The 13,200-nt window shown below is 68.1% G+C and carries 12 protein-coding genes; 6 read left to right on the top strand and 6 right to left on the bottom strand.

Annotated features, from left to right (window positions below; translation table 11 throughout):
- Positions 1 to 9 precede the first annotated feature (9 nt).
- A complete protein-coding gene (locus VVR41_RS03040) occupies positions 10 to 843 on the bottom strand; it encodes a lysophospholipid acyltransferase family protein (RefSeq protein WP_368523541.1) in 834 nt (277 codons plus the stop codon).
- The gene (gene serS / locus VVR41_RS03035; RefSeq protein ID WP_368523540.1) at positions 843 to 2,096 is read right to left on the bottom strand and encodes a serine--tRNA ligase; all 1,254 of its coding nucleotides are present in this window, start codon (positions 2,094 to 2,096) and stop codon (positions 843 to 845) included. The genes VVR41_RS03040 and serS overlap by 1 nt, the downstream gene beginning before the upstream one ends.
- A gap of 104 nt (positions 2,097 to 2,200) precedes the next feature.
- Between serS and VVR41_RS03030 the strand changes: the two genes are divergently transcribed.
- The 4 genes from VVR41_RS03030 to VVR41_RS03015 all read left to right on the top strand — a co-directional run bounded on the left by VVR41_RS03030 (position 2,201) and on the right by VVR41_RS03015 (position 5,877).
- The gene (locus tag VVR41_RS03030) at positions 2,201 to 2,923 is read left to right on the top strand and encodes a GntR family transcriptional regulator (protein WP_321101590.1); all 723 of its coding nucleotides are present in this window, start codon (positions 2,201 to 2,203) and stop codon (positions 2,921 to 2,923) included.
- A 40-nt stretch (positions 2,924 to 2,963) separates the two neighbouring features.
- Positions 2,964 to 3,986, top strand: a complete 1,023-nt coding sequence (locus VVR41_RS03025) for a septum formation family protein (RefSeq protein WP_368523539.1) — start codon at positions 2,964 to 2,966, stop codon at positions 3,984 to 3,986.
- A gap of 18 nt (positions 3,987 to 4,004) precedes the next feature.
- A complete protein-coding gene (locus VVR41_RS03020; protein ID WP_321101587.1) occupies positions 4,005 to 4,352 on the top strand; it encodes a metallopeptidase family protein in 348 nt (115 codons plus the stop codon).
- Between the two features lie 85 nt (positions 4,353 to 4,437).
- Positions 4,438 to 5,877 carry a DUF222 domain-containing protein gene (locus VVR41_RS03015; protein ID WP_368523538.1) on the top strand — a complete coding sequence of 480 codons (1,440 nt, stop codon included), beginning with the start codon at positions 4,438 to 4,440 and terminating at the stop codon, positions 5,875 to 5,877.
- Positions 5,878 to 6,003: 126 nt separating this feature from the next.
- On the opposite strand, the gene VVR41_RS03010 is transcribed toward VVR41_RS03015, so the two are convergent.
- The gene (locus VVR41_RS03010; RefSeq protein ID WP_368523537.1) at positions 6,004 to 6,606 is read right to left on the bottom strand and encodes a histidine phosphatase family protein; all 603 of its coding nucleotides are present in this window, start codon (positions 6,604 to 6,606) and stop codon (positions 6,004 to 6,006) included.
- A 3-nt stretch (positions 6,607 to 6,609) separates the two neighbouring features.
- A complete protein-coding gene (gene pheA, locus VVR41_RS03005) occupies positions 6,610 to 7,524 on the bottom strand; it encodes a prephenate dehydratase (RefSeq protein ID WP_321101580.1) in 915 nt (304 codons plus the stop codon).
- A 16-nt stretch (positions 7,525 to 7,540) separates the two neighbouring features.
- On the opposite strand from pheA, the gene VVR41_RS03000 reads away from it, so the two are divergent.
- Together VVR41_RS03000 and VVR41_RS02995 are read left to right on the top strand one after the other, a co-directional pair.
- Positions 7,541 to 8,257, top strand: coding sequence for a CPBP family intramembrane glutamic endopeptidase (locus tag VVR41_RS03000; RefSeq protein ID WP_368523536.1), 717 nt, complete (start codon positions 7,541 to 7,543; stop codon positions 8,255 to 8,257).
- 50 nt (positions 8,258 to 8,307) lie between these two features.
- Positions 8,308 to 9,723 carry an LCP family protein gene (locus VVR41_RS02995; protein WP_368523535.1) on the top strand — a complete coding sequence of 472 codons (1,416 nt, stop codon included), beginning with the start codon at positions 8,308 to 8,310 and terminating at the stop codon, positions 9,721 to 9,723.
- Between the two features lie 88 nt (positions 9,724 to 9,811).
- Here VVR41_RS02995 and VVR41_RS02990 read toward each other — a convergent pair whose 3' ends face one another.
- Both VVR41_RS02990 and VVR41_RS02985 read right to left on the bottom strand, forming a co-directional pair.
- Positions 9,812 to 11,413 carry an alanine/glycine:cation symporter family protein gene (locus VVR41_RS02990; RefSeq protein ID WP_368523534.1) on the bottom strand — a complete coding sequence of 534 codons (1,602 nt, stop codon included), beginning with the start codon at positions 11,411 to 11,413 and terminating at the stop codon, positions 9,812 to 9,814.
- Positions 11,414 to 11,583: 170 nt separating this feature from the next.
- The gene (locus VVR41_RS02985) at positions 11,584 to 13,041 is read right to left on the bottom strand and encodes an amino acid permease (RefSeq protein WP_368523533.1); all 1,458 of its coding nucleotides are present in this window, start codon (positions 13,039 to 13,041) and stop codon (positions 11,584 to 11,586) included.
- Between the last annotated feature and the right edge of the window lie 159 nt (positions 13,042 to 13,200).

Raw genomic sequence — 13,200 nt, 5'->3', positions numbered from 1 at the left:
GGCAGTGCGCTACCTGTTCTTCTTTTTCTCGGCCCGGGCCTGCTTTTCGCGCTGGTAGATGGCCTCTGCCTCCTCCAGCGTCGGGGCACCGCCGCCGAGGGACTGCGGCATCCACTTCTCCCCCGGTTCGAAGGGGCCGAAGGTGTCGGAGTACTCGGCCCGGGAGGCGTCGAGAAGCTCTGCAATAGCCTCTTTGAGACGGGCCGTGACTTCCTCGGGCGTGCCCTCGGTGGGCACGGGGGCGCCGTAGCGCACGATGACCGGGGTCTTCGAGCGGCCCATGCGACGCGGCAGGTCTTTGGTCCACAGGCGCTGCGAGCCCCAGATGGCGCAGGGGATGAGCGGAACCCCGGCGCGCTGCGCGATGCGGGCGCCGCCGGTTTTGAAGTCGGCGAGCTCGAAGGAGCGCGAGATCGTGCCCTCCGGGAAGATGCCCACCAGCTCGCCGGCTTGCAGAAACGCCACTGCGTCGTCGATGCTCGCCGCGCCCGCGGAGCGGTCCACCGGCACGTGGTGCATGCTGCGCATGAGCCAGCCGATCACGGGCAGCTCAAAGACCTCTTTTTTGGCCATGAAACGCACGAGGCGCCGCCCATTGATGTGCGGTCCCATGCCGGCGAAGATGAAGTCGAACCACCCGGTGTGGTTCGCGGCAATGAGCGCGCCGCCCTCGCGGGGCAGGTGCTCCAAGCCGTAGATGGTGGTGCGCGTTCCCTGCGCACGGAACAGGCCCTTGGCCACGCGGATGACGCGCTGGTAGAAGCGCTCACCTGACTCCGTCGCGTGGTGCGACGGCGGCGCGTAGCCGGGTTCGACTACAAACAGGGCCTTATCAACGCTCATTACGGGTTCAGCACATCCTTACCCACGAAGCGGCGCAGCGCCTCCGGCACCTTGACGGAGCCGTCAGCCTGCTGGTTGTTCTCCAGGATTGCCACGAGCCAGCGGGTAGTGGCCAGGGTGCCGTTGAGCGTCGCGGCGATCTGGGTCTTACCCTCGGCGTCGCGGTAGCGGGTGGACAGGCGGCGGCCCTGGAACGTGGTGCAGTTCGAGGTGGAGGTGAGCTCGCGGTAGGTGTTCTGCGACGGAACCCAAGCCTCGGTGTCGAACTTGCGGGCCGCGGACGAACCCAGGTCGCCGGCCGCGATGTCGATGATGCGGTAGGGCACCTCGACGGCGGAGAGCATTTCGCGCTCGAGCCCGAGCAGCTTCTGGTGCATCTCCTCGGCGTCCTCCGGCTTGCAGTAGACAAACATCTCCAGCTTGTCGAACTGGTGGACGCGCACGATGCCGCGCGTGTCCTTGCCGTAGGAGCCCGCTTCACGACGGAAACAGGACGACCAACCCGCGTACAGCACCGGGCCGTCGCTGAGGTCGATGATCTCGTCGCGGTGGTAGCCGGCCAGGGCGACCTCGGAGGTGCCGACCAGGTACATGTCGTCGCGCTCGAGAAAGTAGACCTCCTCGTCGTGGGCGTCGAGGAAGCCCGTGCCGCGCATGATCTCCGGGCGCACCAGCACCGGCGGGACCATGAGTGTGAACCCTGCCTCGCGGGCCTTCTCTGCGGCGAGCATCATCATGCCCAGCTGCAGCCACGCGCCGTCGCCGGTGAGGTAGTAGAAGCGGGCGCCGCCGACCTTGGTGCCGCGCTTCATGTCGATCAGCCCGAGCGACTCACCCAGGTCGAGGTGGTCCTTGACCTCGAAGTCGAACTCCGGAACCTCGCCGACGTGTTCGAGGACGACGAAGTCCTCTTCGCCGCCAGCGGGCGCGCCCTGGATGATGTTCGGGATGGCGTACTGCAGCGCGCGGACCTGCTCCTCCGCCTCAGCCTGGGTGGCTTCGGCGGCCTTGACGCGGTCCTTCAGCTCGTTGGAGCCCTCGAGGAGCGCCGGGCGGTCTTCGGGCGCGGCCTGGCCGATCTTCTTGCCGAATGCCTTCTGCTCCGCGCGCAGCTCGTCGGCCGCCTGGATTGCGGAGCGGCGCTGTTCGTCGGCAGCGATGAGCTTGTCAACGAGCTCCGGATCCTCACCTCGTGCCCGCTGGGACTCGCGGACGACGTCTGGGTTTTCGCGCAGGTACTTGAGATCAATCACGGCCCCTACTCTAGCGTGTCGGCGTGAGGGCGCACTGGTGGCGGGGCCAGGTGTGTGCGCTGGTGCGCTATCTGGTCATAACCAGTTGGAGTAGAATGTATCGCATGGAGATTTCTGATGGGCCTGTTCCGAAGCATGCTCAGCTGCGTCTCATCTTGGAGCAGATGTGCGCGGACGAGCTCCGTCCCGGCGACCCCATTCCCGGCGAACGCGCGCTCGAGGAGGCGTACGGCGTCAGCCGGATCACGGTGCGCCGCGCCATCGGGGACCTCGTCGCGGTGGGCAAGCTGCGCCGCGTCCGCGGCAAAGGCACCTTCGTCGCCCCCAATCCGCTGGTCAGCCAGCTGCACCTGGCCAGCTTCTCCGACGAGATGAAGGCTCAGAAGGTCGCGGCGTCGTCGAAAATCCTGCTCTCTGAGCGCGCCGCCCCGCCCGTCGACGTCGCCGCGTTCTTCGGCACCGATCCGCACATGACGCACATCCACCTGCGGCGCCTGCGCCTCGGCGACGGGGAGCCATACGCGATTGACGACGCCTGGTATAACTGCGAGCTCGTCCCCGACCTGCTCGAAAATGACGTCTACAACTCGGTGTACACCCTGCTCGAGGAGGACTACGCGCTCGGGATCACCGAGGCCGACCAGATCGTCACCGCAGTCGGTGCGAGCGAGTCCAACGCCGCGCTTCTCGACGTCTCCCCGGGCACCGCCCTGCTCCACATCCAGCGCTACGCCCGCAGCAGCGAGCACGCCGTAGAGCTGTGCTCCTCCGTCTACCGCACGGACCGCTACCGCCTGACCACCCGGGTGGGGCGCTCCGCGGAATAGGCGTGGGGAGTGGGCGCGCGGCCGTGGCATGATGGTTTCCATGGCTTCTACGACTACCGGCGCGCGCGCCGCGCTCCTTGCACTGCTCGCAGGCGCGGTCGGCGCCGCCTCGTACGTCGCCGCGTCCGATGCGTCTCCGGCGGCATCTGGGGGTGGGGGGGCGTCGATAAGCAGTGCCTCCCCGGGAAGCACTGCGGCCTGGACTGGCGTTCAACCTGCGGCCCCCTTCACCACGGCCGACTCGGGATCGTGCCTGACCTGGCAGGTTGGGCAGGACGGCGCGATCACCGGCTTCGAGCAGACCCCGTGCGACTCCGAGCACCGCTTCGAGGTGTCCACCCGCGAGGACCTGGCCACCTTCCCCGCCTCCGAGTTCGGCCCCGACGCCGAGCCGCCGAACCAGACGCGCCAGGCCCAGCTGCGCGAGGAGCTGTGCGGGGCCGCGACGCTGCGCTACCTCAACGGCGTGTACGACCCGAACGGGCGCTACTCCGTCGCCTCGATCCTCCCGCCTGCCGACGCCTGGGCGCGCGGCGACCGCACCATGCTGTGCGGGCTGCAGGTCACCGACTCGACCGGCACCCCGGTGCTCACGACGGGCGCGGCGGCGACCCAGGACCAGGCCCGCACGCTCGACACCGGCCAGTGCGCCGCCGTCGACGCCGCGAACTCGATCACCGTGGTCGACTGCGCCGAGCCGCACCAGATGGAGATCACCCGGGTGGTCAGCCTCGCCGAGGTGTTCCCGGACCACACCCCGACGGTGGAGGAACAGGACGGATACCTCGGTGATGCCTGCACCGCGGCCGCGCACGACTACCTCGGCGGGGAGGAGAACCTCTACCAGGTCGCGCTGCAGCCGTTTTGGACCACCATTCCCGCGGCAAGCTGGGATGGCGGCTCGCGCAGCGTGAACTGCGCGCTGGTGTTCTCCAACGAGGGCAACTTCGCCACACTCACCGGTTCCGCCACAGCCGGGCGCGGGGGCTTGCTTATCGACGGCAACCCGCCACCCGAGCGCCCCGACCGCCGCCCGCTGCGCGACGAGCAGCCCGCGCCGTAGGGATGTAAAGGCCGGACCGTGGAGCCAGTCAGCGACGCCGAGTTCGAGGAGATGATCAACGACGCCCTCGACGAGATCCCGGAGGACTTCGCGCGTGCCATGACCAACCTGGTCGTGCTGGCCCGGGACTACAACGAGGACCAGCCTGAGCTACTCGGACTGTTTGAGGGCGTGCCCCTGACGGAACAGTATTCGAACCACGCCGGCTTTCTGCCCGACGCGGTGTTCGTTTACAAGGACGCCCTCGAGGCAATCTGCCACGATCGCGAGCAGCTGCGCGCCGAGGTGAAGGTGACGGTGTTCCACGAGGTCGGTCACTATTTCGGGCTCGAGGAGGACGCGCTCCACGAGCTTGGGTGGGGATAGTTGGCGCGAGTTTCCAATACCCCTTGACGTCTCGAACGTGTTTGCTATACTTGGGGGCATCGCCGGGACATTATGAGGGGGTGACATGGAAAAGCTAGCAGCGCTTAACGACGCTATCGAAAACGCATTCAGCGAGATCCGCGACCTCTTTTCCGATCCCGGCAACGTGACCTTCGCCGACGTCCACTCCGAGATCGAGCGGCTGGAGGAGATCACCCACATGAAGGCGTTCATCGACGCCGCCTTCGCCTTCGTCTGCGAGCGTGACGACGCCGGCCGCACCGTCGGCGCCCGCTACGCCTCGAGCTACCTCACCGACAAGCTCGGCCTCTCGCGCGGCGAGGCCTTCAACCGCCTCTCCCGCGGGCGAGAGCTGTTCGCGGAGCCTGCAGGTGATGCGGGTTCGGGTTCTGATGCGGGCGCTGATGAGAGGGAGAAAGCGCGGCAGAGCGAGCGGGAGTCGCAGCGCAAGGCGCGCAGCGACTCAGCGAAGGTCTCCGCGGAGAAGCAGCGCATCATCAACCACGAGCTGCGCACCCTCCTGCCCAACGCTGTGCCGGGACGGGCGAGCTTGCTTGCCGACGCCCTCCGCGAAGCCGCCACACGCAGCCCCGAGGACCTGCGCCGCTGGGTCCGCCGGCGGGTCGAGCAGGCCAACGCGTGCGCGCCGACCCCGCCGAAGCCGAAAGACCCGTTCGGGCCGTACCGCAACCGCAGCGTCCGCTTCGGCCTGCAGCGCACCGACGGCACCTGCGACATCACCATCACCGCACCCGCCGGCGAGGCGGCACTGCTCAAAGCCATCCTCGACGCTGGCCTGCACCCGGGAAGCAACCTGCCAGAGGACGCCGCGGACAGCGACTCGCGCACTCCAGGCCAACGGCGCTTCGACCAGCTCATGGCGGCGCTGCACCACGTCAACGACTGCACCCACACGCCGCAGGGCACGGGCGCAGCCTCCGTCGTGCTGTCCATGACCCTCGACGACCTCGAAGGCGCCGACCACACCACGACGTTTAGCACCACCACCGGGATCGACATCACCTGCTACGACATCCTCCGCCTCGGCCTCGCCGGCAAGGACTTCGTGGTCCAGATCGACCGAGTCACGGGAATGCCGCTGTCCATCGGCGCGACCCGGCTGGCAAACCTCGCCCAGCGCCTCGCGCTTTTCGCCGCCCAGGGCGTCTGCGCGTGGGAAGGGTGCACCACACCGTTCTCGGAGCTCGAGATCCACCACCTCATCCCGTATGCGGCGGGCGGCAGGACCAACATCGAGAACCTCGCCGGTCTATGCCGGCAGCACCACAGGTGCAACAACGACAACCACGACTTCTCCGGCGGGCTCAACCACACCGTCAGAGATCCCGGGACGCACAGGGTCGGCGTCGCCCACCCGGACGGAACGGTCCACTACAACTCCACAAGCGACGCCCACAATGCCCCCGGGTACCGGCTCGCCCACCGGCGATCCCGGCAGCACTCCCCTGCCAACGACCCGCCGCTATTTGCCCCGCCCGGTTAGCCCCCCTGTTGCTTCTCTCGCCCTTCCCTGCCTAGCCCGCGCCGGCTCAGTCATGCCCGGCGCGGGCCAGCGGTGTGTCTGCGGGTGTGCGCGTTTCGTGCTGGCCGCGTTTCGTGCCGGCCGCGTCTACGGCAGCTCGTAGTCTCCCCACCGCTCCACGCGCCACGACCCGAACTCACCCACCGGGTTGAGGACAACGTAGCGGCAGTTCGGCAGCCGGGCCGCCTCGGCGAACGCCGGGTCGACCTCCGCGGCGTTGGCGGCAAACGCCCGGATCGCTCCGCCGTGACTGACCACCACCGTGGTCTTCTCCGGGTCCACCCAAGGATCCAAGCCCGCCCGGTAACGCGCCAAGAACGTCTCGAGCGAGTCGCCTCCGTCGATGCCCACCTCGAGCTGTCGGCGGTAGAACCCGCTGAAAGCGGTGTAGTAGGCCGTGTGTGCCTCGATGCTGTTCTCCATCTCCCAGCGCCCGGCGTGCACCTCCTGCAACCCAGGCACCGCGGGAATGTCGTCGAAGGCGGTGCCGAAGGCCTCCGCCCCCGTCTGCCGCGCCCGCAGCGCTTCGGACGTGATGACGCGGTCGACGTCGAACTCCCCCAGGATTTCCTCGCCGGCGGCGCGCGCCTGCTTCCGGCCCCTCTCCGTCAGCTCCGCGCCCGGCACGAGAGTGTCAAGGTAGCGCCCGATGTTCGACGTGGTTTGTCCGTGCCGCAACAGAATCAACATGTCTTACTTCCCTTCCCGCAGACTCTGCACCCACCGCTGGGCCTCCTGGATCCGGCTGTCGCTCGTCTCGCCCTTGCCTTCCACGCCGCCGCCGCGGTGCGCACGGGGCCAGGAGCCGAGGTACGTGATCGCCGAGGCGCGCAGGTACACCGAGCGCAGCGCCTCGGCAACCGGCACGTCGTCGATGTGGCCGACCAGGTCGACGTGGAACGTGTAGGTGTTGCGCTGCTTGCGCGTCGGCCGGGACTCGATCCGGCTTAAGTCCACGCCGCGGTAGGCGAACTCCAGCAGCACGGCAACCAGGGTCCCCGGCTCGTTCGGCGTCTCGAACGCGATCGAGGTGCGGTCGGCTCCGGTGCGCTCCGGCGGCGCACCCGGCGGGCCGATCAGCAGGAAGCGCGTGCGCGCCGTCTCCAGGTCTGCGACCCCCTCGGCGTGGACCTCGAGCCCGAACAGCTCCGCGGCCCGAAGCGGGGCGGCCGCCGCGTCGGCCTCGCCGTCGGCGACCATCTTCGCGCCCGCCCCGTTGGAGGCCGCCGGGATGAACGCCACCTGAGGGGCGTTGGCCGCCAACCACTGCTTGACCTGTTGGTGGGCGACGGGGTGGGTTGCGATCGTGGTGGCGTCGGCAAGCGCCATGCCCGGCCGCGTCATGATGGCGAAGGCGATGTCGAGCTCGGTCTCGCCGTAAATCTGCACCCCCGGGGCCTCGATGAGCGCGTCCGAGGTGGAAGTGACTGAGCCGTCGACCGAGCTCTCGATCGCCGCCACCGCGAACTCGGCCTCGCCGCGGCGCACCGCGTTCAGCGCGGCCGCCGGAGACTCCACCGCCACGGGGTCGGCGCCCTCGATGCCGAACTCCCACAGCGCTTGCTCGGTGAATGTTCCGGCCGGACCCAGGTAGGCAATGCGCGTCATGGCTTAAAGTTATCGCATGCCCACCCGCGATCGCTTGCGCGCCGAAATCCTCATCGTCCTCGCGGTCACCTTCGGCACCAGCGCGCTGCGCGCCATCCTGCGGCTCATCGACTCGCTTCTCGCCCCCGCCGCGCTCAACGAGCAGGCCGTCACGCTTAACGACGCCCACTCAGACCTCTCCTGGCTCGACCTCGCCCTCCAGGCCGCCTCCGCGCTCACGCTGTTTGCGTGGGGCGCGCTCGCCCTGTTCCTCCTGGGCGCACGCCTGCCGCTGCCCCGCGGCCGCGACTGGCTCCACGGCGCCGGGCTCGCCGCCCTGATCGGCATCCCCGGCCTCGCCCTCTACGTCACCGCTGTGCACCTCGGCTGGAGCAAGGAAGTCGTCGTCGCAACCGATGCTGCGCGGCTGCCCACGTTGCTGCTGTGGTCGGCGGCCAACGCCTTCGGCGAGGAACTCGTTGTGGTCGCCTGGCTGTGCACCCGCCTGAAGCAGCTCGGCTGGTCACCCGCCCGATTCATCGCGGCCTCCGCCATCCTGCGCGGCGCCTACCACCTCTATCAGGGGGTCTCGGCCGGCTTCGGCAACATCGTCATGGGCGTCGTCTACGCCTGGTACTACCACCGCACCGGCCGCATCTGGCCACTCATCCTCGGCCACTTTCTTATCGACGCCACCGCTTTCCTCGGCTACCGGTTCCTCGACCCCAGCATCCTCGCCATCTTCGGCATCTAGACGGCATCAACCAGCGCGGCGGTTGGGTGGCGGTGGTTTAGGCTAGTCACATGCCAAGCACCCCCCACTCGAACGACCCCAGAGACAACCTCGGGGACTACGTATTGGGCAAGGACGGCACGCCCATCGTCGACCGCTACGGCCGGCCCGTGCGTCGCCGCGGTGCGTCCACGGCGCGCCCCCAACGGCCCGAGCGCGTCGAGCGCGCCAACCGGATTGAACGCGCTGACCGGATTGAACGCGCTGACCGGATTGAACGCACTGACCGGCCACAGCGCCCCCCGCGCACAGCGCGACCGGAGCAGACCCGCTTCGACACGCGCTACGAGCCCCGCCCCGCCCCCGACGCCAGCCGGGGCTACACCCCGCGCCAGGCGCCCCAGCTGCAGCGCCCTGCCCAGCAACGGCCGACGCAGCAACGGATGATGCAGCAACGTCCGTCGCACCAACGGCCCCCGCAGCGCCCGCCGCGCCGCCCCGCAGGCCAGCCCCTGCCCGCCGAGCAGCCGGTGCCGATGCGGGTCTCCCGGCAGCGCCAGGCGGGTCCGGCGCCTGCGGCCGCGCCGCGGAGGCGTCGTAAAGCTCCCGGCTGCGGAGCGCTGCTCGCGCTGCTGCTCGCAGTGGTGATTGCCCTGACGCTGGCCGTGGACGCGCGCCTCACCCGCGCCGACGCGCTGCCGGAGGACCAGGTCCGCAACACCGCCGGCACCAACTGGCTGCTGGTCGGCTCCGACTCGCGCCAGGGCCTGAGCCAGGCTGACGTGGACCGCCTCGGCACCGGCGGCGACATCGGCAGCACCCGCACCGACACGATCATGCTGCTGCACCTGCCGCTGAGCGGCCAGCCCACCCTGCTGTCCATCCCCCGCGACTCCTACGTGCAGATCCCCGGCTACGGCGCGGACAAGATCAACGCCGCCTTCTCCTACGGCGGGCCGAAGCTTCTGACCGAGACCGTCGAGCAGAACACTGGCCTACGCATCGACCGCTACGCCGAGATCGGCATGGGCGGGCTCGCCGGCGTCGTCGACGCCGTCGGTGGCGTGGAGCTGTGCGTCGCCGAGCCTATCGACGACCCCCTCGCCAACATCAGCCTCCAGCCCGGCTGCCAGGTGTTCGACGGCCCGTCCGCGCTCGGCTACGTGCGCACCCGCGCCACCGCGATGGGCGACCTCGACCGCGTCCAGCGCCAGCGCGAGTTCCTCACCGCCCTGATGGACAAAGCGACCTCCCCCGGCGTGCTGCTCAACCCGTTCCGCCTCACCGCACTCGCGTGGACCCTGCCGGCCATGTTCACCGTCAACACCGGCGACCACGTTTGGAACCTGGCGCGCATCCCGCTGGCCCTGCGCGGCGGGCTGAACACCGAGACGGTCCCGCTCGGCGGCTTCCTGGACACCGAGGTCGGCAGCGTTGTCCTCTGGGACGACGCCGCCGCCGAGGCCCTGTTTGCGTCGCTGCGCTAGCTGGCGTCTTTTAGCAAGCCACCACCCGGCCACGAAAAAACCGCCCCCTCGGGGGCGGTTTTCTTTTCCCTCTATTCAGAGCCTGAAGTTACTTCTCCACGATCGTGGAGCCGCCATCGGGGCGTCCAGCAGCCGAGGTGTCGGCCGGAGCAGCGGCGGTGCCAGGGGCATCCGGGTGCTGCCAGGTGCCGGCGGCGATCATCTCGGCCTTTCGCTCAACCCAGAAGTCGGCGTTCGGGATGCCAATGGCCTCCGGATCGAACTGCGGGTCGAAGCCGGCCTTCTTCTGGCGGCGGTAGTCCCACAGGCACTTCAGCGCGGGGCCCTGCAGGAACAGGATCGCGATGATGTTGAGCCACGCGGTGGTGCCCACGCCGATGTCGCCGAGCGCCCACGCCGCACCCGGCGTGGAGACAGCACCGATCCACACGGAGACGATGATGACGATGCGCAGCAGCCAGATCAGCGTCTTGCGTGCCGTCGAGTTCGGAATCCAGCGGTTGAGGTAGGTGAAGTTCACCTCGGCGATGTAGTAGTACGCCAGCACCGTGGTGAAGGCGAAGAACAGGATCGCCAGCGCCACGAACGACGGGCCGATGCCCGGTGCGAAGGAGTCGAGGCCTGCCTGGACGAAGCCGGGGCCGACCGCGATGCCGTCGGCAAGCGAGCCCGCGTAGCGCACCGCACCCTCCTCGGTCTCGCCCTCGAACACCTTGTACATGTCGGTGGAGATGATGATGAACGCGGTCGCGGAGCAGACGAACAGCGTGTCGACGTAGACGGCGAAGGCCTGGACGAAGCCCTGCTTCGCCGGGTGGGACACCTCAGCTGCTGCGGCCGACTGCGGGCCGGTGCCCTGGCCTGCCTCGTTGGAGTAGATGCCGCGCTTGACGCCCCACATGATCGCCGCACCGAGCATGCCGGAGAACGCCGCCTCCTGGTCGAATGCCGAGCGGAAGATGAGGCCGAACACCTCGGGGATCTGGGAAGCGTTGGTCAGCAGGATCGCGACGGCGAAAAGGATGTAGATCACGGCCATCAGCGGAACAACCAGGGAGGCGAACATGGCGATGCGCTTGACACCACCGATGATGATGATCGCCAGCAGAAGCGCCATGCCGAGGGCGGAGACCCACGTCGGGACGCTCCATGCGTTCTCGATGGCGGCGGCGACACCGTTGGCCTGAACACCGGGCATGAAGTAGGCCATCGCCAGAATCATCGCGACCGCGAACACCACGGCGTAGGCCAGCATGAACTTGCGTGCCGGCGTGTGGCGGTAGGCCTTCTCGATGAAGTACGCCGGGCCACCGCGGTACTCACCAGTGTCGCGGTCGCGCTCCTTGTACACCTGGGCGAGGGTGCACTCCACGTACGAGGTGGCGGAGCCGAGGAGGGCCATCGCCCACATCCAGAAGACGGCACCGGGGCCGCCGAAGGCGATGGCGGTTGCCACACCGGCGATGTTACCCACGCCGACGCGGCCGGCGAGCGAGATCATCAGGGACTGGAACGAGGAGATGCCCGCTTCCGACTTCTCACCCTGGGTGATCTGCTTGAGCATGTCGGGAATGCAGCGGACCTGCAAGAACAGCGTGACTACGGTGAAGTATGCGCCCGCACCGAGGCACAGGTACACGAGCCAATTCGACCAAATTAGGTCGTTAAGCGTAGAGATGATCCCTTCCAAGGGTCCTCCTTTAGGAGCGGGGCAGCCTGAGCAGCCGTTTTCGGACCCACTAAATATATGCAGTCGAGCGCGTAATGCGTGAACTCTCCGCGAAAAACGCGGTACATGTCACCATTTCCGCGCTCGATCACCCCGGAAGGTTGCCCCTTAGTGTGACCTGGGCAACTCGCTTATCGACGCCCATCTCCCGCATGCCCACCAGGCACGTGATCGTTGATGCCCTCGAGCTTGTGCCGGCCCGTGGCGTAGTAGGCCGCCACGCACGCCACACTGAAAATCACGCCGACCGCGAGCGCCGGGCGGAAGGCCGGCTGCCACGCCATGATCCCGAACGTGAACAGGATGAATGCCACCGCGAAGTACTGACCGTAGGGCCACAACGGGACGCGGTACTCCAACGCCTCCGCCTCCTCCCGGGTCATGTGGCGCCGGGACGCGAGGTGCGCGAGCAGGATCATCAGCCACACGAAGATGGTGGCGAAGGTGGCCAGGGAGGCCACGAGCTCGAAGACGGACTCCGGGATGAGCGTGTTGAGCACCACGCCAACGACCAGCACACCGATGAGGATGACCGTCGCAATCACGGGCACCCCGCGCACGGTCCGGGCCATGATCGCCGGCGCGAGCCGCTGCGACGCCAGGCCCGTGAGCACGCGGCCGGTGCCGAAGATGTCGGCGTTGATGGCGGACAGCGCCGCGGTGGTCACCACGAGGTTGAGCAGGCCCGCCGCCCAGTGCACGCCGAGCGCGGAGAAAATTTGCACGAACGGGGATTCCTCGCCGGTCACCGTCGACCACGGGTTGATCATCAAGATCACCAGGATGGCGAGCACGTAGAACAAAAGGATGCGCACCGGGACGGTGTTGACCGCCTTCGGGATCGAGCGGGCCGGGTCCTTCGCCTCAGCGCCGGCCACACCGATGATCTCGGTTCCACCGAAGGCGAAGAGCACGAGGATGAACGAGGACACCATGCCGCCAATGCCATTAGGGAAGAAGCCGCCGTCGTTGATGAGGTTCTGCGGGCCGGTCGTGGCGGCGTCGGAAAGCCCGAAGGCGAGCACCGCAGCACCCGCGACGATCATCGCGATCACCGCGCCGACCTTGATGATGGTGAACCAGAACTCCAGCTCGCCGAAGACCTTGGTGGAGGCGACGTTGGCGGCGCCCACGATCAGCAGCGCGGCGACGATCCACACCCACCGCGAGACATCCGGGAACCAAAAGCCCATGTAGATGCCGATAGCGGTCAGGTCCGCCAACGCCACGATCACCATCTCGAACGCGAACATCCACCCGGTCAGGTAACCGGCGGCACCGCCAAGGTGGGCGCGCGCGTACTCGGCGAAGGACCCGCTCACGGGGTGGCGCACCGCCATCTCACCCAGGCCGCGCAGCATGAAGTAGACCACCGCGCCGCCGAACAGGTAGACCAACAGCACCGACGGGCCAGCTGCCTGGATGGCGCCGGCCGAGCCGTAGAACAGACCGGTTCCGATAGCGGATCCGAGTGCGATGAAGTGCAGGTGGCGGGCGGAAAAACCGTTGCGCTTACCTACGTAGCCCGGGGCACCGGACGAGGGAGGCGTCGAGGGCGAACCCGCCCCCGCAGATTGAATTGTCGTCATGTCCTTCGGAGTCTAGGACACGCGTAAAGAATGCTGTGACCCGTCGTTGCCGACGCAGCCCAGGCTCCCCACTTTCGGGGCGGGGGAAGACGAGCTCGCAACGCCCGGCCGGAGAATGAAGAAGCGCCCGGGCGAAGAAAAACAGAACTTCCTTCGCCA

The sequence above is a fragment of the Corynebacterium sp. LK2510 genome (assembly GCF_040946405.1).
Taxonomy (GTDB): Bacteria; Actinomycetota; Actinomycetes; order Mycobacteriales; family Mycobacteriaceae; genus Corynebacterium.
This window is presented reverse-complemented; position numbering and strand designations above follow the sequence as displayed.